The 20,852-nt window shown below is 71.5% G+C and carries 14 protein-coding genes; 8 read left to right on the top strand and 6 right to left on the bottom strand.

What is annotated here, in order from left to right:
* Positions 1-413: 413 nt before the first annotated feature.
* The gene (locus tag AB0367_RS31595) at positions 414-1,046 is read right to left on the bottom strand and encodes a hypothetical protein (RefSeq protein WP_366230127.1); all 633 of its coding nucleotides are present in this window, start codon (positions 1,044-1,046) and stop codon (positions 414-416) included.
* A gap of 145 nt (positions 1,047-1,191) precedes the next feature.
* Complete coding sequence (locus tag AB0367_RS31590; RefSeq protein ID WP_366230126.1) at positions 1,192-1,854, bottom strand: hypothetical protein; 663 nt, start codon at positions 1,852-1,854, stop codon at positions 1,192-1,194.
* Positions 1,855-2,230: 376 nt separating this feature from the next.
* Between AB0367_RS31590 and AB0367_RS31585 the strand changes: the two genes are divergently transcribed.
* The 4 genes from AB0367_RS31585 to AB0367_RS31570 all read left to right on the top strand — a co-directional run bounded on the left by AB0367_RS31585 (position 2,231) and on the right by AB0367_RS31570 (position 7,650).
* Entirely contained in the window at positions 2,231-4,849 is a 2,619-nt protein-coding gene (locus AB0367_RS31585) for a valine--tRNA ligase (protein WP_366230125.1), read from the top strand.
* Positions 4,850-5,036: 187 nt separating this feature from the next.
* Positions 5,037-6,305 (top strand): folylpolyglutamate synthase/dihydrofolate synthase family protein, encoded by a 1,269-nt coding sequence (locus AB0367_RS31580; protein ID WP_366230131.1) that lies wholly within the window; start codon positions 5,037-5,039, stop codon positions 6,303-6,305.
* Entirely contained in the window at positions 6,302-6,658 is a 357-nt protein-coding gene (locus tag AB0367_RS31575; RefSeq protein ID WP_366230124.1) for a DUF4233 domain-containing protein, read from the top strand. The genes AB0367_RS31580 and AB0367_RS31575 overlap by 4 nt, the downstream gene beginning before the upstream one ends.
* On the top strand, positions 6,658-7,650 hold the full coding sequence (locus tag AB0367_RS31570) for a YafY family protein (RefSeq protein WP_366230123.1): 993 nt from the start codon (positions 6,658-6,660) through the stop codon (positions 7,648-7,650). Before AB0367_RS31575 ends, AB0367_RS31570 begins: the two co-directional genes overlap by 1 nt.
* Here the strand turns inward: AB0367_RS31570 and AB0367_RS31565 are convergent.
* Positions 7,625-10,147 carry a VOC family protein gene (locus AB0367_RS31565; protein ID WP_366230122.1) on the bottom strand — a complete coding sequence of 841 codons (2,523 nt, stop codon included), beginning with the start codon at positions 10,145-10,147 and terminating at the stop codon, positions 7,625-7,627. The two genes, AB0367_RS31570 and AB0367_RS31565, sit on opposite strands and share 26 nt — an antisense overlap.
* 135 nt (positions 10,148-10,282) lie before the next feature.
* Here AB0367_RS31565 and ndk point away from each other — a divergent pair, with 135 nt between their 5' ends.
* Positions 10,283-10,696, top strand: coding sequence for a nucleoside-diphosphate kinase (gene ndk, locus AB0367_RS31560; protein ID WP_366230121.1), 414 nt, complete (start codon positions 10,283-10,285; stop codon positions 10,694-10,696).
* Between the two features lie 19 nt (positions 10,697-10,715).
* Here the strand turns inward: ndk and AB0367_RS31555 are convergent, their stop codons facing one another.
* Together AB0367_RS31555 and ileS are read right to left on the bottom strand one after the other, a co-directional pair.
* Positions 10,716-11,417 carry a lysophospholipid acyltransferase family protein gene (locus AB0367_RS31555; RefSeq protein WP_366230120.1) on the bottom strand — a complete coding sequence of 234 codons (702 nt, stop codon included), beginning with the start codon at positions 11,415-11,417 and terminating at the stop codon, positions 10,716-10,718.
* Between the two features lie 276 nt (positions 11,418-11,693).
* Positions 11,694-14,822 carry an isoleucine--tRNA ligase gene (gene ileS / locus AB0367_RS31550; RefSeq protein WP_366230119.1) on the bottom strand — a complete coding sequence of 1,043 codons (3,129 nt, stop codon included), beginning with the start codon at positions 14,820-14,822 and terminating at the stop codon, positions 11,694-11,696.
* A 411-nt stretch (positions 14,823-15,233) separates the two neighbouring features.
* Between ileS and AB0367_RS31545 the strand changes: the two genes are divergently transcribed.
* Complete coding sequence (locus tag AB0367_RS31545) at positions 15,234-16,760, top strand: glycosyl hydrolase family 18 protein (protein WP_366230118.1); 1,527 nt, start codon at positions 15,234-15,236, stop codon at positions 16,758-16,760.
* A gap of 85 nt (positions 16,761-16,845) precedes the next feature.
* Here the strand turns inward: AB0367_RS31545 and AB0367_RS31540 are convergent, their stop codons facing one another.
* Positions 16,846-17,706 carry a hypothetical protein gene (locus AB0367_RS31540; RefSeq protein WP_366230117.1) on the bottom strand — a complete coding sequence of 287 codons (861 nt, stop codon included), beginning with the start codon at positions 17,704-17,706 and terminating at the stop codon, positions 16,846-16,848.
* Between the two features lie 66 nt (positions 17,707-17,772).
* On the opposite strand from AB0367_RS31540, the gene AB0367_RS31535 reads away from it, so the two are divergent.
* Positions 17,773-18,504, top strand: coding sequence for a beta-phosphoglucomutase family hydrolase (locus tag AB0367_RS31535; protein ID WP_366230116.1), 732 nt, complete (start codon positions 17,773-17,775; stop codon positions 18,502-18,504).
* Positions 18,501-20,846: a glycoside hydrolase family 65 protein gene (locus AB0367_RS31530; protein WP_366230115.1), complete on the top strand. Its 2,346-nt coding sequence runs from the start codon at positions 18,501-18,503 to the stop codon at positions 20,844-20,846. Before AB0367_RS31535 ends, AB0367_RS31530 begins: the two co-directional genes overlap by 4 nt.
* Positions 20,847-20,852: the final 6 nt, after the last annotated feature.

Raw genomic sequence — 20,852 nt, 5'->3', positions numbered from 1 at the left:
CTGCACCCGAGAGAGTGTGGGAGAGTAGGACGCCGCCGAACAATCATTCGCTCAGGGGTCCACCGTTTCGGTGGGCCCCTGAAGCGTTTCTAGGGCCGGATCCCGAAACACCCTCTTGCCGGACGGATCGCGCACGCGGGCATTGGGCAGCGGGCCGAATGCGGGGCTAGCGCGTTTTCAGCATGGGCTTGGCCGCTGGTTCGGCGTGGGCGTGTGCCGATGAGGAGCGCGCACGCGAGCGTCCACGGGCCGACGTGTGCGGCTGGCCAAGCCGGCACGGATGAGCGCGTGCGGGGACCTGCCGGCCGCTGGCCAACGTTGAAGGGTCAACCTGGCCGGAACGGTGGGCGGATTGCTGGGCATCACCGGCAGACGGTCACGCCGCCGGTGATGCCGAGTGGAACGCGCGATTGTCAGGCGCGGTGTTCGACGGCGGTGCGCAGCTCCAGCAGCGACTTCGCCGAGTCGGCGGCCGAGCGGTTCGAGAAGAGCGCCACGCCGAGCGAGCCATTGTCGGCCCAGCCGCACACCGACAGGTCCGCGTCGTCGACCTTTGTGACGCCGCAGCGCATCGTGCCGCCCAGCGGGCCGGCGTCGACGTCACGAACGTCGCGCACGCCGCCGTTGTCGTCGGTCAACACGCCGAACGCCGAGTCGAGGGTGTTGTCCGGCTTCCAGATGCGGGCGGTGCCGGCGACCAGGATCGCGTCGGTCTTCCCGTCGCGGTAGATGAGGCCGTGGCTCGTGTCGAGGCTGACCTTCGTGGCGATGGCGTCCCGGATGTACTCGGCGGTGTCCTTGGCGCCGTCGCTGGTGTCCAGCGTGAAGGCGCCGACCTTGTCCGGGGAGTCGATCGTGGTGTCGCTCTGACCCAGCACGCGAACGACCGTCGGGCCGTAGATCACGCCGGAGACCAGCACGGCCGCGGCCGCGATGGAGATGCCGGCGATGGCGATGCGCTTGAGTGGGAGGCGGCCGGAGGGGGCCTCCCGGGGGTCCTCGTCGTCGGTGTACAGGCCGGCGGGAGCGCCGTCGGGGTCGACCATCGGCGCACTGTAGCAAGCGAATCTCGCGCGCCCGCCGCGCAGGCGCCGACCACCGCGTTCCCCCAGCTCGGCCCGGGGTCGCCCGGCAAGGGGCTGGCCGCGGCGGTGCGGCGGCCCCTGCGAAGGGGCGTCCCTGTGGAAAGGATCAGTGGCGGGTCTGGACTTTCTCGCGGATCTGGATGAACAGTGACGCGGACTCGGCGGCGCCGCGGTCGAAGAACAGGACCAGGCCCACGCTGCCGTGGTCGGCCCACACGCACATGGCGAACTTGTCGAACGCCCCTGAAGAACTCGTGCCGTCGGCGCACTTGACGGTGCCGCCCAGCTTGCCGGCGTCATATGTCCTCGGGGTGCCCAGAGAAGAACCAGAGCCGCTGGAGTCGAAGCCCGAGAACGCGTCGTCGACCTGTGAGCCCGGGAAGAGGAACGACCCCGTCGCGGCGGCCACGACGACGCCGTGCTGCAGATCGTTGTCACCCGAGGTGTAGACGCCGACAGCGACGTCCTCGATGCCCGAGACGTCCTTGCGCAGGCTGGACTCGAGCGAGTCAGCGAGGCTCTGCGACGAGTCGCCGGTCTGTTTGGTGAGGTTGCCCGGCAGCGTGGCGGGGGCGGACACGCGCGAGGTGCCCTCGGTGAAGAAGGGATAGAACAGCGCGCAGGCGGCGACGGCACAGACGAGGAACAGACCACCGACCACGCCCAGGGTGATCTTCAGGCCCTTGCCCTTCTTCGGGGGCGCGGGCGGCGGGTAGGCGGGCGGCTGCTGGTAGGCGGGCTGCTGGTAGGCACTGGGCTGTGCAGACACCGGGTAACCGGGCTGACCCGACGGGTAACCGGGCTGACCGGGCACCTGGTAGGCGGGCTGTCCCGCAACGCCGGACGCGGGATAGGCGGGCTGGCCCGAAACGGGGTAGCCGGGCTGGGCTGAGACGGGTTGGCCTGAGACGGGCTGGCCTGCGACGGGCGGCAGGGCCTGGCCAGCGCCGGGGTAGGGGCCCGCATTGTTCGCCGGCGGGGGTGTGCCGAACTCCGGAGCAAGGTCGTACGACACGGGTCGGAACGGCTCCGAGCGCGGCTCGTCATCCGGGTTTTGCGGCGGGTAGGTCACCGTCGATCAGTCTCCTGAGGTAAGGGGCAATGGCGAGCGTAGACCCCCTATGCGACAGTTCTAGACTTTGCGTGTGACGGATACTCCACGCGCGGCGCAGGCAACCCCAGCGCTCTCGGCTCAGTATGCCCCTGGTGAGGTCGAGCAGCGGCGGTATGAGCAATGGGTAGCCGACGGTCTGTTCAAGGCGGACTCGTCCAGCGACAAGCCGCCGTTCGCGATCGTATTGCCGCCGCCGAACGTCACCGGGTCGCTGCACATCGGCCACGCCCTCGACCACTCCGTCCAGGACGCTGTGATCCGTCGTAAGCGCATGCAGGGGTTCGAGACCCTCTGGCTGCCCGGCATGGACCACGCCGGCATCGCCACGCAGAACGTGGTCGAGCGCCAGCTGGCCGGCGACGGAGTGTCGCGGCACGACCTCGGGCGCGAGGCGTTCGTCGAGCGCGTGTGGCAGTGGAAGGCGGAGTCCGGCGGCAAGATCCTCGGGCAGATGACCCGGCTCGGCGACTCCGTGGACTGGAGCCGCGAGCGGTTCACGATGGACGAGGGCCTGTCCCGGGCCGTGCTCACCATCTTCAAGCGGCTCTTCGACGACGGGCTCATCTACCGGGCCGAGCGGATCATCAACTGGTGCCCGCGGTGCCTGACGGCGCTGAGCGACATCGAGGTCGAGCACTCCGACGACGAGGGCGAGCTCGTCTCGATCCGCTACGGCGACGGCGACGACGCGATCGTCGTGGCGACCACCCGGGCCGAGACGATGCTGGGCGACACCGCGGTGGCGGTGCACCCCGATGACGAGCGCTACAAGCACCTGATCGGCACCGAGGTCGAGCTGCCGCTCACCGGCCGGCGGATCCCGATCGTCGCGGACGAGCACGTCGACCCGGCGTTCGGCACGGGTGCGGTCAAGGTGACCCCGGCGCACGACCCCAACGACTTCGAGATTGGCCAGCGGCACGATCTGCCGAGCCTCACCATGATGGACGAGCGCGGCGTGATCACGGTGCACGGGCCGTTCCTGGGCCTGGACCGCTTCGAGGCCCGGCCGGCGGTCGTGGCCGCGCTGCGGGCCGAGGGGCGCATCGTGGCCGAGAAGCGGCCGTATGTCCACGCCGTCGGGCACTGCCAGCGGTGCAACACCACCGTCGAGCCGCGGCTGTCGTTGCAGTGGTTCGTGCGGACCGAGCCGTTGGCCCGGGCCGCCGGCGACGCGGTGCGCGACGGGCGGGTCAGGGTCGAGCCGCCGGAGCTCACCAAGCGGTACTTCGGCTGGGTCGACAACATGCATGACTGGTGCATCTCGCGGCAGCTGTGGTGGGGGCACCGGATCCCCGTGTGGTACGGGCCGAACGGCGAGGTCGTGTGCGTCGGTCCGGACGACGAGGCGCCCGCCGGCGAGGGCTGGGTGCAGGACGCCGACGTGCTCGACACCTGGTTCAGCTCGGCGCTGTGGCCGTTCTCCACGCTCGGCTGGCCCGACGAGACGCCCGAACTGGCGAAGTTCTATCCGACCAGCGTGCTCGTCACGGGGTACGACATCCTGTTCTTCTGGGTCGCTCGGATGATGATGTTCGGCCTCTACGCGATGGGCGGCCGGCAGCCGTTCGACGTGGTCATGCTGCACGGCATGGTCCGCGACCAGTACGGCAAGAAGATGTCGAAGTCCTTCGGCAACGTCGTCGACCCGCTGGACTGGATCGAGCGCTTCGGCGCCGACGCCACCCGGTTCACCCTGCTGCGCGGCGCCAACCCGGGCGCCGACGTGCCGGTGAGCGAGGAGTGGGTCCAGGGCGCGCGGAACTTCGCCAACAAGCTGTGGAACGCCACGCGATACGGGCTGGCGGGCGGCGCCACGGTCGAGGGCGAGCTGCCCACCGAGGGGCTCAGCACCGTCGACCGGTGGATCCTGTCCCGGCTGCAGCACGTCATCGGCGAGGTCGACCAGCAGTTCGAGTCTTTCGAGCTGGCGAAGGTTTGCGACACGCTGTACCACTTCGCGTGGGATGACGTCTGCGACTGGTACCTGGAGCTGACCAAGCCGGTGCTCACCGGCGACGACGCCGAGGCTAAGGCGCGCACCCGGCGGGTGCTCGGCCACGTGCTGGAGAGCCTGCAGCGGCTGCTGCACCCGATCATGCCGTTCGTGACCGAGGAGCTGTGGACGACGCTCACCGGTCGACCGACCGTGGTCCGCGCGGACTGGCCGGTCGCGGACAAGGAGCTCACCGACGACGCCGCCGAGCGCGAGGTGGACAACCTCCAGCGGGTCGTCACCGAGGTCCGGCGGTTCCGCGCCGACCAGGGCCTGAAGCCGGCGCAGCGGGTCGTCGCGCGGCTTGAGGGGCTCGAAGCGGCCGGCCTGGCCGCGCACGAGGGCCTGATCCGCTCGCTGGCCCGGCTGGACCCGGCCGGCAAGGACTTCGCGGCCACGGCGAAGCTGGCCGTCGGCGTCGGGGTCACCGTGGAGCTCGACACGCGCGGCGCGATCGACGTCGCCGCCGAGCGGGCGCGGCTGACCAAGGACCTGGCCGGGGCGGAGAAGGAGGCCGAGCAGTGCCGGGGCAAGCTCGGCAACCCGGCCTTCACCGGGAAGGCCCCCGAGCAGGTGGTGGCGAAGATCCGCCAGCGACTCGAGGCCGCCGAGGCCGACCTGGCCCGCATCTCCACCCAGCTGGAAGCGCTGTGACCGGTCCGGAGCGAAGCGGCGCCTGGTCTGGGTCGGGCAGCGCGAAGCCTTACCGAGCCAGACTGGGTGTTGGGGCCGGTCACCAGGAGGCTCAGTCCTTATACGCCGCCGCCGAGCGAAGCGAGGAGTCGGCGTGACGACATTTTCGGAGATCGACCAGGAGCTGAACGCCCGCGGGTTCACCCGCATGGTGTTCGACCTGGGGCGGATCGAGGGGCTGCTCGACTCGCTCGGCAGCCCCCAGCGGGCATACCCGGCGATCCACCTGACCGGCACCAACGGCAAGACGTCCACGGCCAGGATGATCGACGCGCTGCTGCGCGCGCACGGGCTGCGCACCGGCCGATACACCAGCCCGCACCTGCAGAGCATCACCGAGCGGATCAGCATCGAGGGCGAGCCGATCAGCGAGGAGAAGTTCGTCGAGGTGTACGAGGAGGTGGCGCCGCTGGCGCAGTTCCTCGACGCGCGCAGCGACCAGCCCCTGACGTACTTCGACATGACCACCGCGATGGCGTTCGCCGCGTTCGCCGACGCGCCCGTCGACGTGGCCGTGGTCGAGGTCGGCCTCGGCGGCGCGGACGACTCCACCAACGTGCTGCAGGCGCACACGACGGTCATCACGCCGATCGGGCTGGACCACACCGAGTGGCTGGGCGACACGCTGGAGGAGATCGCCTGGGCCAAGGCCGGCATCGTGCACAAGGGCACGACGCTGATCTGCGCGCTGCAGCCGGAGGAGGCGATGCGCCCGATCCTGGAGCGCTGCGCCGAGGTCGGCGCGACGCTCGCCCGCGAGGGGCGCGAATTCGGCGTCGTGAACCGCGACCTCGCCGTCGGCGGGCAGGTGCTGACGCTGCAGGGCCTGTCCGGGGTGTACGAGGGCATCTTCCTGCCGCTGCACGGCGAGCACCAGGCGCAGAACGCGGCGATCGCGCTCGCCGCGGTCGAGGCGTTTCTGGGCGCGGGCGCCGAGCGGGTGCTCAACGCCGAGGCGGTCCGCGACGGGTTCGCCCGCGTCACGTCGCCCGGCCGGCTGGAGCGCATCCGCAATTCGCCGCCGATCCTGATCGACGCCGCGCACAACGCGCACGGCATGGCCGCCACGGTCCGGGCGCTGACCGAGGAGTTCGCGTTCAGCGGGCTTGTCGCGGTCGTCGCGGCGCTCGCCGACAAGGACGTCGAGGGCATGCTGGAGCTGCTGGAGCCGATCACCGAGAGCGTCGTGGTGACCCGCAACAGCTCGCCGCGGGCGATGCCGGTCGCGCAGCTCGGCGCGCTCGCCGAGGAGCTGTTCGGCCCCGACCGGGTGCACGTGGTGCCGGACCTGCCAAGCGCCATCGAAGCCGCGGTCACGCTGGCCGAATCCGACAACGCGGTGCCCGGCACCATCGGCGTCCTCATCACCGGCTCGGTCGTGACCGTCGCCGACGCCCGCGGGCTGCTGAAGCGATGAGCTCGCCGGCCGGACTGAAGAACCCCGGGGCCGCGGTCCGCGGCGTCGGGGCCGCCGGGCTCGTGGTCGAGGGCGTCGTGCTGCTGCTGGCGCTGCTGCCGCTGGCCAAGCTCGGCCACGGCGACACGACCGCCGCGATCTGGGTGTGCGCCGTCCTCGCCGTCGTGTGCTTCGGACTCTGCGGGCTGCTGAAGCACTCGTGGGCCTGGATCGCCGGGCTTGTCGTGCAGGTCGTCCTGCTCGCCGGCGGCTTCCTGCACTGGTCGCTGCTCGCCCTCGGGATCGTGTTCGGCCCCGCCTGGCTCTACGTGCTCTACGTGCGCCGGTCCGTCTTTTCGAACAAGCCCGACTGATGCGGGCGAGCCGGCTCCTGTCGACGCTGCTGCTGTTGCAGACTCGGGGCCGGCTCACCGCGCAGCAGATCGCGGACGAGCTCGAGGTGTCCGTCCGCACGGTGTACCGCGACATCGAGGCGCTGTCCGCCTCCGGGGTGCCCGTCTACGCCGACCGCGGCCCGGCCGGCGGCTTCCAGCTCCTCGACGGCTACCGGACCAGCCTCACCGGCCTCACCACCGACGAGGCCGCCGCACTGTTCCTCGCCGGCAGCGGCGCGACCGCGGGCGACCTCGGGCTCGGGCCGACGCTGGAGGCGGCGCGGCTCAAGCTGCTCGCCTCGCTGCCGGCCGAGCAGCGCTCGATGGCGGGGCGCATCCAGCAACGCGTCCACGTCGACGCGCCCGGATGGTTCCGCGACCCGGAGGCCCCGCCCCACCTCGACGCCGTCGCGACGGCGGTCTGGGAGCAGCGCCGGATCGACATCCGGTACCGCAAATGGGACCAGACCTCCGTGGAGCGCACGCTCGACCCGCTCGGGCTGGTGCTCAAGGGCACCGCCTGGTATCTCATCGCGCGCGGCCGATCGCGCGTCAACGGCTACCGGATCTCCCGCATCGACGAGATCGCCGTGCGCGACGAGGCCTTCGAGCGCCCCGCCGACTTCGATCTGCGGCGGTACTGGCTGGAATGGTCCGACCGGTTGCAGCAGACGCTCTACAGCGGCGGTTTCGCCACGGTACGGCTGGCGCCGCGCGCCGCGCGCATGTGGTGGATGCTCGGGCCGGTCGCGGAGCGTGCGCTGCGCGAGACCGGCGAGCCCGACGGCGACGGCTGGCTGCGCGTGGTGATGCCGATCGAGTCGTTCGAGCACACGCGGATCGACCTGGGCCGGTTCGGGCCCGACGTGGAGGTGCTCGAGCCGCCGGAGCTGCGCGAGCTGATGCGCGCCACGGCCGAGGAGACGCTCCGGCGCTACGACACCCCTAGCGACGCAGCTCCCAGCGCGTGAGGGCGATGGCGTGGCCGTCCGGGTCGCGGAACGTGGCCGAGCACAGCTCCAGCTGTTCGCCCTGCGGTACCACTCGGGGGCGGTGCACGAAGTCGACCCCCTGCTCGCGGAGGCGCTCGTAGGCCTCGTACACGTCGGGGACGTCGAGGTTGAGGTGCACCACGCGGCGGTCGACCGGCGGCATGTCCGCGACCCGCCGCAGCACGACCCGCGCCGACCCGGTCTCCAGCACCACGCTCGTCTCCCCGCTGTCCACCTCGGTCAGCCCGAGCGTGTCGCGATAGAACCGGCGGGAGCGCTGCAGGTCGGACACGATGAGCGTGACGCTCACCCCGTTGACCCCGTCCAGGGGCATGGCCTGCTGCCGCGGCGCGGTGGCCAGGAACTCGGCGACCGCGCCCTCGCTGAGCGGCTGCTCCTCCAGTTGGTCCTCGGGCGGCAGGTAGTGCTCGGTCGCGTACGGGTTGGGCGTCACCGCCTCGTCCTCGTCGTCCAGATCCGCGGCCCGGGTGCTGGGCGTCCGCAGGATCGGCGGCGCGCTGTACAGGCCCGCGCCGACCGGCGCCCGCCCGTTCATCGACCAGGCGGATCCCGTGGGCCGCTTCGGCTCGATGATCTCCGCCTCGACCCTCTCCGGCTCGGTGGCCCCGGTCCCGGTCGTCTCCGGTTCGAGGACCTCCGCCTCGACCGTCTCGGGTTCGAGGATCTCGGACTCGGCCGTCTCAGGTTCGAGGACCTCCGCTTCGGCGATCACCGGCTCGAGCGTCCGCGCCGTGGGCTCCTCGGCGGCGGGCAGCGCCTCCTGGGCGGCCTCGCCCTCGATGACCGCCGGGAGCGGCGGCTGGTCGAGCCGGGCGATGCGGGACGGTGGCTGATCCGTCTCCCGCTCGGAGTGCGACGCGGCCGGGACAGGGCTCTGCGCGGCCTCGGCCGGCGGTGTCCGCGACGCGCCGGGCGCCACCGTCTGCCACGCGGCCCAGGGGTCCACCTCCGTCGCGGCGATCAGGGAGCCGCCCTCCGGAATCGTGTACTCCTCCGGGGCCGCGACCGTGCCGATCAGGTCGTGACCATCGGTGATCTCTTCGGTCGCGCGCCCGTACGCGGTAGCCGGGTCGGTGGCCGGGATGGCGGGCGGCTCGCCCCCGGGGCGGGCGCGGTCCGTGCGGGGGCGGCGGGTCCGGTCGTGCGCGCCCGAGCGCGGATGCGGGCTGGGCCGGCGGTGCGGGCCACCGGGCCGGGGCGTCGACCGCAGCCGCATGATGATCGGCTCGTCCTCATCGCCGATGACGGTCTGCCCCGCGCCGGTGCCGAAGAACGCCACGGGCGCCGCCACGCGATCCGGGCCCTCGGTCGTCGTCGGGCCCGCGTCGCTCGCGTTCTCCTCGTCCGCGGCAGCCTCGGCCGCGCCGCCGGGCTTCGGCTCTGCGGCAACCTCGGCCGGCTCGCCCGTCTTCGCCTCCGTGACGACCTCGACCGCGTCGGCGGTTTCCGCCTTCGCCTGCTCCTCGGCGTCTTCCGTGGTGGAGACCGTCGGGGCCGCACCCGGGCTCGCCGCGGGCGTGGCGACCGCGTTCACCGTCGTGCCCGGGTCGGTCTGGTGCGCGTCGACATCGGCCTGAGCCGCCGGGGAGGCGGCCGTGGGGGCCGACGGGGAAGCAGCCGGGGACTCTGCGAAGGCGACCGCGGTGGCCGCGGCGCCGAGCGGCTCGGCCGGGTGGTGCGCGGGGTCGGTGACCGCTTGACGGGGCCGGCCGGGCCCGGCCGTCGGGGCGCTTGGGCGGGCCGAGCGGCGGGCCGCGTCCGGGATCTGCTCGGCGGGGACCACGACCGGGTCGGCCACCGCGGTGCCGGCGCGGGTCCCGGACCGGGCTCCCACCGGCTCGTCGATGCCCGCGTCGATCGGCGGGAGGTTGGTCAGCGTGGGCGTGTCGTCGCCCGGGAACCGGTTGCCGTACGCGTCCTCGGACGCCGGGCCGTAGTCGTCGCCGTCGAGGGTGTAGCCGTGGTCGTCGTCGGCCGAGCCGCCGGCCCGCTGGTGCTCCGCGAGGACGACCTCCTGATGGGTCTGCACGCGGTCCCAGAGCACCGTGAACTTGCGCGGGGTGCCCTTGAGGATGCGGACCGGCAGCACGGCGCCCGGCTCGGGCCACTTGTCCAGCGGGATGGCCGGGTCGGTGCCGGTCACCGAGGTGCCGCGGATGCCGGTCGTGGTGACGGTCAGCTTGAGGCGCCCGCGGCCGGTGGTGCCGCCGCCCGACGGCCGCGGCGTGATGCCCTCGACGACGGCGGTGGCCTGAAGGTACATGCGGACCTTGCTGCGCGAGTTCAGCACCATGATCATGATGGGCCCGGCCGCGGCGATGACCACGCCGAGCCCGATCATCAGCGGTTCTGACTCACCCAGGCCCCAGAAGGCCAGGAAAGCGCCGATCAGGATCAGCAGTGCGATGACCAGGTTCCGGCCGCTGGACGATGACGCGCGGTTGCTGGACGGCAAGTCGACCTCCCCAGACGACTGACATCAGGCTATGCCCGATCATCGCTGAAACGGAAGCCTCCGGCACCCTGAGGGGGCGTGTGTGGTGACGCTGGGTAGGCTTCGCGGCAGTACCGCGAAACCTGGAGGAGTCTCGTGTCGGAGCGCACGCTCGTTCTCATCAAGCCCGATGCCGTCCGCCGCGGCCTGGTGGGTGAGATCATCGGCCGGTTCGAGCGCAAGGGCCTGGCCATCGAGGCGCTGGCCCTGCGCACGATGGACGTCGCGCTGGCCGACCAGCACTACGCCGAGCACGTCGAGCGCGACTTCTACCCGCCGCTGCGCGACTTCATGACGGGCGGCAGCCTCGTGTCGTTGATCGTCTCCGGCGACGAGGCCATCACGGTGGTACGCCTCCTGATCGGGGCCACCGACGGCCGCAAGGCCGTGCCGGGCAGCATCCGCGGCGACCTGTCGCTGTCCAACCGCGAAAACCTGGTCCACGCCTCCGACTCGCCGGAGAGCGCGAAGCGCGAGATCTCGCTCTGGTTCCCGGAGCTGGCGCTCTAGCGCTGTCCGGCCGCGGGCTTCAGTCGGTTGCGGGGTCTGGCAGCTGGTCGGGGCGCTTGGGGGCGTAGCGGCCAACGTACTCCTGCCCGGTGAGCTGCTGGATCGCGTTCATGAGCTTGAGGGTCACCTCGCGCAGCGCCCGGCTGTCGACCTCTCCACCGCCCTGCCACTGGCTCAGGTCGAGCGGCTCGCCAACGCGCACCTCGACCTTCGGGCCCAGCTTCGGCAGCGACGCGCCGACCGGCATGACCTTGTCGAAGCCCATCAGGCCGATCGGGATGATCGGGGCGGGCGCGTCGAGGGCCAGCTTGGCCACGCCCGGGCGGCCGCGATACAGCCGGCCGTCGGTGGAGCGGGTGCCCTCCGGGAAGATGCCCAGCACGTGCCCGGCGCGCAGCACCGGCAGCGCGGCGTCCAGCGCCATGAGGCTGGCGCGGCCGCCGGAGCGGTCGACCGGGATCTGGTTCAGCCCATACATGATGTTGCGCAGTGCCGCGCCCTTGATGCCGGGGCCCAGAAAGTACTGATCCTTGGCGAGGAAGTACACGTTGCGCGGGGCGAGCGCGCCCATGATCACCGAGTCGAGGACCGACTGGTGGTTGCTCGCGAGGATCGCCGGGCCGGTCTTCGGGACGTTGTCCAGTCCGATGATCCTGGGGTGCCAGAACAGTCGAGCCAGGGGTGCGATCGCCATCTTGCCGACCGCATAGAGCGCGGACAAATGCCCTCCACCAGGTTGGACCTCGACGCTGCCCGCACACTCTAACGGCCGAGTTGGGCGGGGATGGCCGGGGAGCTCTCAAGGTGGGCAATACCACCCGAGGGCTACACCGCCTGGAGCGGCGAGATCACCCGAGGGTTAGCGGCGACCCCCGCGAGGGTTACGACGCGACGAGGATGAGCGCGCAGGACCGCCCCCACCGGTACCGGAACTGCGGCGCGGTGGAGGCGGTCCTGCGATGGTGGTCGTCATGCCGACCGGCGAGCTGGACCGGCGCTAGACCTTGCGGACCTCGACGCGCACGGCCTCGCCCTCGCCGATCTCCCCGGCGAAGCCGTCCGGGGCCGAGCCGAGCGAGACGGAGTCGGCCAGGGTCTCGCCGGCCACGAACGCCGCGTGCGCCTGCAGCGCGTCGGCGACCGCGGGCGGGCCGTCGATCACGACGACGATCCGGTCCGACACGTTGAGGTCGGCGTCGCGGCGCGCCTGCTGCACCACCCGGACCAGGTCGCGGGCCCGGCCCTCGGCCGCCAGCTCCGGCGTCACCGTGCTGTCGAGCACGACCACGCCGTCGCCGCCGGGCAGCGGCGCGGACTGCGTCGGGTCGGCGGCGACGAGCTTGAGCTCGTACTCGCCATCCTGCAGTTCCACCCCGCCGGCCACCACGGCGCTGCCGGTCAGGCCCCAGTCACCGGCCTTGACGGCCTTGATGACCTGCTGGACCTCCTTGCCGAGGCGCGGTCCGAGCACCCGCGGCACCAGGGTCAGCACCCGCGTGCAGTGCGCGGCCACGTCATCGGTGAAGTCGACCCGCTTGACGTTGACCTCGTCGGCGACGAGCGCGGCGAAGGGCCGCAGCGCCGCCGCGCTGGGCGTGGCCACCGTCAGCACCGACAGCGGCAGCCGCACCCGAAGGCCGCGGGCCTTGCGCAGCGACAGCGCCGCCGAGCACACGTCGCGCACCGCGTCCATGTTCGCCACCAGCTCGTGGTCGGCCGGGAACTGCTCCGCCGACGGCCAGTCGGTCAGGTGCACCGACCGCTCGCCGGTCAGGCCGCGGTAGATCTCCTCCGCGGTCAGCGGCGCGAGCGGCGCGACGACCTGCGTCAGCGTCGACAGCACCGTGAACAGCGTGTCGAACGCGTCAGTGCCTGTAGGACTAGCGCTGCCGGACCAGAAGCGGTCCCGCGAGCGGCGCACGTACCAGTTGGTCAGCGCGTCGAGGTAGGAGCGCACCGTGGCGCAGGCCCCGGACAGGTCGTAGGCGTCCAGCTGCCGCTCGACGGTGGACACCAGCTCGCCCGTCTTGGCCAGCACGTAGCGGTCCAGCAGGTCGGCGCTGTCGGTGCGCCGCCGCGCCGTGTAACCGTCGGCGTTGGCGTAGAGCGAGAAGAAGTACCACACGTTCCACAGCGGCAGCAGGACCTGCCGGACCGCGTCGCGGATGCCGTTCTCGGTGACCGGCATGTCGCCGCCGCGCAGCACCGGCGAGGAGACCAGGAACCAGCGCATCGCGTCCGAGCCGTAATCGTCGAACACCCGGTACACGTCCGGGTAGTTGCGCAGGCTCTTGGACATCTTGCGCCCGTCCTCGCCGAGCAGGATGCCGTGGCTGACGCAGTTGTTGAACGCCGGGCGGTCGAACAGGGCCGTGGCCAGCACGTGCATGGTGTAGAACCAGCCGCGGGTCTGGCCGATGTACTCCACGATGAAGTCGCCCGGGTAGTGGTGCTCGAACCAGTCGGCGTTCTCGAACGGGTAGTGCACCTGCGCGAAGGGCATCGAGCCGGACTCGAACCAGCAGTCCAGCACCTCCGGCACCCGGCGCATGACGGACTGCCCGGTCGGGTCGTCCGGGTTGGGCCGGGTCAGGTTGTCGATCTCGGGCCGGTGCAGGTCGGCCGGGCGCACCCCGAAGTCGCGCTCGAGCTCGTCCAGCGAGCCGTAGACGTCCACGCGCGGGTACTGCGGATCGTCCGACTTCCACACCGGGATCGGCGAGCCCCAGAACCGGTTCCGGCTGATCGACCAGTCGCGGGCGTTGGCCAGCCACTTGCCGAACGAGCCGTCCTTGATGTGCTCCGGCGTCCAGGTGATCTGCTGGTTGAGCTCCACCATCCGGTCGCGGAAGGTCGACACCGCGACGAACCACGACGAGACCGCCTTGTAGACCAGCGGGGTGTCGCAGCGCCAGCAGTGCGGGTACGAGTGCGTGTAGGTGTCGTGGCGCACCACCGCGCCGGCGGCCTTGAGGTCGCGGATGACCGGCTTGTTGGCCTCGAAGACCTGAAGCCCCTGGTACGGCGGCACCAGCGAGGTGAACCGGGTGTGCTCGTCGACGGTCACCACCGTCGGGATGCCGACCGTCGCGCACGCGTTCTGGTCGTCCTCGCCGAAGGCCGGCGCCATGTGGACCACGCCGGTGCCGTCCTCGGTCGTGACGAAGTCCGCGCCGATGACCTGGAAGGCGTTCGGCGTGTCCGCGAGGAAGTCGAAGAGGGGGGTGTACCGCCGGCCGACGAGCTCCGAGCCGAGCACCGTGCCCACGCGGGTCGCGGCGGCCAGCTCCTTCTCGTAGGCGCCCACCCGCGAGTCGGCGAGGATGTAGCGGGCGCCCTCCTCCTCGAACACCGCGTACTCGATCTCGGGGCCGACCGCGATCGCCAGGTTGGACGGCAGGGTCCACGGCGTGGTGGTCCAGACCAGGATCTTCTCGCCGGTCTCCAGCCGGAACGCCACGGTCAGCGCGGGGTCCTGCCGGTCGCGGTAGACGTCATCGTCCATGCGCAGCTCGGTGTTGGACAGCGGGGTCTCACACCGCCAGCAGTAGGCCAGGACCCGGAAGCCCTCGTAGACCAGGCCCTTGTCGTGCAGGGTCTTGAAGGCCCACATGACGCTTTCCATGTAGTCCAGGTCGAGCGTCTTGTAGTCGTTGGTGAAGTCGACCCAGCGCGCCTGGCGGGTGACGTAGCGCTCCCACTCGCTGGTGTAGCGCAGCACCGACTCCTTGGTGGCCGCGTTGAACTTGTCGACGCCAAGCTGCAGGATCTCGGCCTTCGTGGTGATGCCCAGCTGCTTCTCCGCCTCGACCTCGGCGGGCAGGCCGTGGCAGTCCCAGCCGAAGCGGCGCTCGACGCGGAAGCCCTTCATGCTCTTGTACCGCGGGACGACGTCCTTCGCGTAGCCGGTCAGCAGGTGCCCGTAGTGGGGCAGGCCGTTGGCGAACGGGGGCCCGTCGTAGAAGACGAACTCGTTCGACCCGCTGTCGCCGGCCGGGCGCTGCTCCACGGAGGCCACGAACGTCTCGTCGCCGGACCAGTAGTCCAGGACCTCGCGCTCGACCTCGGGCAGGTTGGGGCTGGCAGGCACCCCGGAGGCGCCGGAGCGGTGCATCGGGTAGGCCATCGGTGGTCGCTCTCCTCGTGTGGTCGGTTGTCTCGACGCATCTGTCTCGACTCCACACGGGGACGAACCGGTCGCCCGATCCGCGGTACCACCCCGCTTGCCGTCGGGTGGTGCGCCCGGCGGCCGCTCGTTGGCCGGCTGTCACGGGCCGGACCCGTCCGGGTCTAGTAGGCCGGCCTTTTTGATCTTGGCCAGCCGGCCGTTCTTCCGGAGGCTCGCCGGTGATGGCCGGGTCGACGCCTGTGCACATGAGGATAGCGCGGCCGCTGGTCAGGCCCGAACCGGGTTTCGGTGCCGCCATAATAAATAGTAAAGAAACCTTGACATTAAATTCCGGTGCGTGGACCGTGGAGGACGACGTTGACGCCCATCGACGTCGCCCTATCCAGAGCCCCCCACCTGGAGCGATCCATGCGTCCACGCCATGTCACCCTGCTCGCGGGTGCCGGCGCGGCGGCACTGACCCTCGCCGGGGTCGTGCTCGCCATGCCCGCTTCCGCCGCGGAGTTGCTCACGAACCCGGGCTTTGAGACCGGCTCCACGTCCGGCTGGACCTGCGAGTCCGCGTCGGTCACCTCCGGCGCCGCGCGCTCGGGCACGTACAAGCTGGCGGGCACGCCCGGCGGCACCACCGCGCAGTGCTCCCAGACCGTCTCCGTGCAGCCCAACACGAAGTACACCCTCTCGGGTTACGTCAACGGCTCCTACGTCTTCGTCGGCGTCACCGGCGGGGTCGACGCGAGCACCTGGACGCCGGGCACCGGCGGCGCGTACTCCCAGCTCACCGTCTCGTTCACCACGGGCGCGAGCCAGACCTCGGCCGTCGTCTACGTGCACGGCTGGTACGGCCAGCCGGCGTACACGGCCGACGACTTCTCGCTGGGCGGCCCCGGCGGCAACCCGACCACGACCGGGCCCACGAGCCCGTCGGCGTCGCCCTCGCGGTCGGCGTCGCCCTCGGCGTCCGCGTCCCCCTCCAAGTCGCCCTCGTCCTCGCCATCAAGCTCGCCCTCGACGTCGCCCTCGACGCCCCCTGGCCCGCTGCCGAAGCACTTCCTGACCGGGTACTGGCAGGACTTCACCAACCCGGCCACGCCGCTGCGGCTGCGGGACGTGCCGAACGAGTACGACCTCATCGCCGTCGCGTTCGCCACCGCCACCTCCACCCCCGGCGGGCTGGCGTTCAGCGTCGACTCGGGCCTGTCCAACGCGCTGGGCGGCTACTCCGACGCCGACTTCAAGGCCGACGTCGCCACGCTGCACTCGCGTGGCAAGAAGGTCATCCTGTCCGTCGGCGGCGAGACCGGCAGCGTGAGCGTCGGCGATGCCAACGCCGCGACCAACTTCGCCAACAACGCCTGGTCGATCATGCAGGCGTACGGCTTCGACGGCATCGACATCGACTTCGAGAACGGCCTGAACCCGACGTACATGGCGCAGGCCCTGCGCTCGCTGCGGGCCAAGGCCGGCGCGAACCTCATCATCACGATGGCGCCGCAGACGATCGACATGCAGTCCACGGGCAGCGGCTACTTCGCGCTGGCGCTCAACATCAAGGACATCCTGACGGTCGTCCACACGCAGTACTACAACTCCGGCAGCATGCTCGGCTGCGACCAGATGCAGGCGTACTCGCAGGGCACGGTCAACTTCATCACCGCCCTGGCCTGCATCCAGCTGGAGAACGGGCTGCGCCCCGACCAGGTGGCCCTCGGCCTGCCGGCCAGCGCCGGCGCGGCGGGCGGCGGCGTGGTCTCCCCGTCGGTCGTCAACCAGGCGCTGGAGTGCCTGGCCCTGGGCACGAACTGCGGCACCTTCAAGCCGCCGCACACGTACCCGGGCATCCGCGGCGCGATGACCTGGTCGATCAACTGGGACGTCAAGAACGGCAACAACTTCGCCAAGACGGTCGCCCCACGCCTGGCCACGCTGCCGTAACCAGAACTTTCCTCCACCAACAGAGTGCGGGGAGATCGGGTGTACCCAGCTCCCGGTCTTCCCGCACTCTTCCTTCCCCGGGTGCTCAGTGCCGGGTGACGATCGCGGCGCGGAGGTTCTGCGTCGAGGTCGACGCGGCATCCAGGGACTTGCCGGTGAAGACGGCGATGGCGATCACGCCGTGGTCGGCCCAGCCGCAGACGGTGGCGGCGCGGCCGTTGTAGCGCGACGCGGCGCAGCGCTGCTCGCCGCCGGCCATCCCCGGGTCGACCTCGCGCACGTCCTGGACCTGGATCTTCTGCCCGAGTTTGCGCAGGCTCGCGTCCAGGTCCCGCGACGGGTTCGTGATGAACCGCGTCGCGCCGAAGAGCAGCACCCGCTGCCGGCTGTCCTTGTCGTCCTGGTAGACGGCCGTGAAGCCGGACTCGTCCAGGTGCTCGGAGGCCAGCGAGGTCCGCAACTGCTCGGCGGCCTTCGTCGACGCGGCGTCGTTCAGCCTGGTCAGGCCGGGCACGGTGGCATCGACGCGCACGCTGGCCGGGTATTGCACCCACCACGGGCGGGCCCAGGCGTAGCCGCCGCCACAGCAGCCCGCGCACAGCGCGAACAGGGCCAGCATCACCCACGGCCACTTGCGCCGCCTTCGGCGGTACTGGGGCGGCGGAAACGGCCCCGGGCGGTAGCCGGGTGGTAGCGGACCATATCCGGGCGGCACGACCGGGACGTACCGGATCTGGGGTTGTGGCTGGGGCTGTAGCGGCGGCTGGGGCTGCGGCTGCGCGGGAGGCACCGGCAGGTCCAGGGTGCGCGGCGCGGAGGGCAGGTCGAGGGTGTCCTCCCATTGCCGGCGCCGGCGGGAGCCGCCGGCCGGCACGGAGGCGGAGCCGACCCACGTCGGGGAGGCCGGTTGCCGCTGGGTGGGCGACTCGTCCGGCGGTTGCGTCACACCTGGAAGGCTAACCACCGCGCGCATGCCGGGCGGAGTTCGCCCAGCGAGGATACGGTCGCATACGTGCTGGGTCTACCGGATCACGTGAGCGCGTGCCTGTTCGATCTCGACGGTGTGCTGACCCCGACGGCGGTCATCCACAACAAGGCCTGGACCGCGACGTTCAATGAGTTCCTCCGGGCCAGGGGCCTGCGGGAGTTCGACCCGGTTCACGACTACAACGACTACGTGGACGGCAAGCCCCGCGCGGCGGGCGTCCGCGACTTCCTCGAATCGCGCGGCATCTCACTCCCGGAGGGGACGCCGGACGACCCGCCGGACGCGCACACCGTCAACGGCCTGGGCAACCGCAAGAACGACCTGCTGCTGGAGCTGCTGCGCCAGGGCGGGCTCAAGCCGTACCCGTCCTCGGTGACATACCTGCAGCGGGCCCAGCGGGCCGGGCTGCGCCGCGCGGTGGTGAGCTCGAGTGCCAACACGCTGCAGGTGATCACCTCGACCGGGCTGGCCGGCCTGCTGGAGGTCCAGGTCGACGGGGTGACGATCCGCGAGCGCGGGCTCAGCGGCAAGCCGGCTCCGGACACGTTCCTGGAAGCGGCCCGCGAGCTGGGCGTCGAGCCCGCCCACGCGGCGGTGTTCGAGGACGCGCTGGCCGGGGTAGCGGCGGGACGGGCCGGTGGGTTCTTCGTCGTGGGCGTCGACCGGCTCGGCGGCGAGCACACCGAGGGCCTGCGGCGCAGCGGCGCCGACGTGGTGGTACCGGATCTGGGGAAGCTGCTCGAGGAGGAGTCATGACCGCCTTCCCGGTGGAGCCGTGGGCGCTGCGCGAGCCCCGCCTCGACCTCGGCGACCTGGCCCAGACCGAGTCGCTGTTCGCCCTGTCCAACGGGCACATCGGGCTGCGGGGCAACCTGGACGAGGGCGAGCCGTTCGGCCTGCCCGGCACCTACCTCAACTCCTTCTACGAGGAGCGGCCGCTGCCCTATGCCGAGGCCGGATACGGCTTCCCGGAGGAGGGGCAGTCGATCCTCAACGTCACCAACGGCAAGGTGTTCCGGCTGCTGGTCGACGACGAGCCGTTCGACGTGCGATACGGCAACCTGCACTCCCACCAGCGGGTGCTCGACCTGCGGGCCGGCACGCTGCGGCGCGACGTGGAGTGGTCCTCGCCCGCGGGGCAGCGGATCAAGCTGCGCACGACCCGGCTGGTCTCGCTGGAGCAGCGCTCGGTCGCCGCCTTCCTGTACGAGGTCGAGCCCCTCGACCGGCCGGCCCGGATCATCGTGCAGTCCGAGCTGGTGGCTAACGAGGACGTGCCGGCGCCGAGCAAGGACCCGCGGGTCGCGGCGGCGCTCGGGCACGCGCTGGTCGCCGAGGGGCACTACGCCCGCGACCTCAACGCCCAGCTGCTGCACCGCACCAACGCGAGTGGCCTGCGCCTCGGCGCCGAGATGGACCACGAGGTCGACGCGCCCGTACCGGTGAACTCGCAGACCGAGACCACCGACGACTGGGCCCGCACCACGTTCGCCTGCCAGCTGCGGCCCGGGCAGCGGCTGCGGATCGTGAAGTACCTCGCCTACGGCTGGTCCAGCCAGCGCTCCCGGCAGGCGATCCGCGACCAGGTGCACGGCGCGATCGCCGGCGCCCGGCTGGGCGGTTGGGAAGGGCTGGTCAAATCGCAGCGCAAGTACCTCGACCAGTTCTGGAGCCAGGCCGACGTCGAGGTCGACGGCGACGCGGAGATCCAGCAGGCGGTGCGCTTCGCGCTGTTCCACCTCATGCAGGCGGGCGCGCGCTCCGAGGCCCGGCCGATCGCCGCGAAGGGGCTGACCGGGCGCGGCTACGACGGCCACGTCTTCTGGGACACCGAGAGCTTCGTGCTGCCGGTCCTGACGTACACCCATCCCCAGGTGGCCCGCGACGGGCTGCGCTGGCGGCACGACACGCTCGACCTGGCCCGCGACCGGGCCCGGCAGCTCGGCCTGAAGGGCGCCGCCTTCCCCTGGCGCACCATCCGCGGGCAGGAGTGCTCGGCGTATTGGCCGGCCGGCACCGCGGGCTTCCACGTCAACGCCGACATCGCCGCGGCCGTGGTCCGCTACGTGCAGGCCACCGGCGACCTCCGCTTCGAGGCCGAGGCGGGGCTGGAGCTGCTGGTCGAGACCGCCCGGCTGTGGCGCTCGCTCGGCCACCACGACCGGCACGGCGTGTTCCACATCGACGGGGTGACCGGCCCGGACGAGTACAGCGCGATCTCGGACGACAACATCTACACGAACCTGATGGCGCAGCTCAACCTGCACTCGGCCGCCGAGGCCGCCGAGCGGCACCCGGACCTCGCCCGCACGTTCGGGGTCGACGACGAGGAGATCTCCTCGTGGCGGGACGCGGCGGCGCGGGTGCACCTGCCCTACGACCGGGAGCTGGGCGTGCACCAGCAGGCGATCAACTTCACGCAGCACCAGGAGTGGGACTTCGCGAACACCCCGCCGGAGAACTATCCGCTGCTGCTGCACTACCCCTACTTCGACCTCTACCGCCGCCAGGTGGTCAAGCAGGCCGACCTGGTGCTGGCGATGCACTTGCGCGGCGACGCGTTCACGCCGGAGGAGAAGGCCCGCAACTTCCACTACTACGACGAGCGCACCGTTCGTGACTCCTCGCTGTCGGCGTGCACGCAGGCGGTGATGGCGGCCGAGGTCGGGCACACCGATCTCGCCTACGACTACCTCGGCGAGGCCGCCTTCGTCGACCTCTACGACCTGCAGCACAACGTCGGCGACGGGCTGCACATGGCGTCGCTGGCGGGCACCTGGCTGGCGATCGTGGACGGCTTCGGCGGCATGCGCGACTACGGCGGTGAGCTGTCGTTCGTGCCGCGGCTGCCGGGCCAGCTCAAGCGGCTGCGCTTCGCGGTCACCGTCCGCGGCGAGGTGCTGCGCGTCACGGTCGAGCACGGCCACGCGACCTACGCCGTCGATGGGGGCGAGGTCACCCTGCGCCACCACGGCGACCAGGTCACCGTCCGCGCCGGAGAGCCGGTCACGCTGCGCATTCCCGCGCCGCACCCGGGGACCCCGGCCCCGTCGCAGCCGAGCGGCCGGGCGCCGGGTCGGCGGAAGCGGGAGGGATAGGTACCC

Origin of the sequence: Dactylosporangium sp. NPDC051484 (assembly GCF_040689395.1) — a bacterium.
GTDB lineage: Bacteria > Actinomycetota > Actinomycetes > Mycobacteriales > Micromonosporaceae > Dactylosporangium.
Note: the sequence above shows the minus strand (reverse complement) of the source record. Positions and strands in the feature narration are given on the sequence as shown.

Coding starts and splice junctions, on each gene's coding strand:
- AB0367_RS31595 (WP_366230127.1), bottom strand. CDS start 1,046: ATGGTCGACCCCGACGGCGCTCCCGCCGGCCTGTACACCGACGACGAG.
- AB0367_RS31530 (WP_366230115.1), top strand. CDS start 18,501: ATGACCGCCTTCCCGGTGGAGCCGTGGGCGCTGCGCGAGCCCCGCCTC.
- AB0367_RS31575 (WP_366230124.1), top strand. CDS start 6,302: ATGAGCTCGCCGGCCGGACTGAAGAACCCCGGGGCCGCGGTCCGCGGC.
- AB0367_RS31580 (WP_366230131.1), top strand. CDS start 5,037: ATGGTGTTCGACCTGGGGCGGATCGAGGGGCTGCTCGACTCGCTCGGC.
- AB0367_RS31545 (WP_366230118.1), top strand. CDS start 15,234: ATGCGTCCACGCCATGTCACCCTGCTCGCGGGTGCCGGCGCGGCGGCA.
- AB0367_RS31570 (WP_366230123.1), top strand. CDS start 6,658: ATGCGGGCGAGCCGGCTCCTGTCGACGCTGCTGCTGTTGCAGACTCGG.
- ileS (WP_366230119.1), bottom strand. CDS start 14,822: ATGGCCTACCCGATGCACCGCTCCGGCGCCTCCGGGGTGCCTGCCAGC.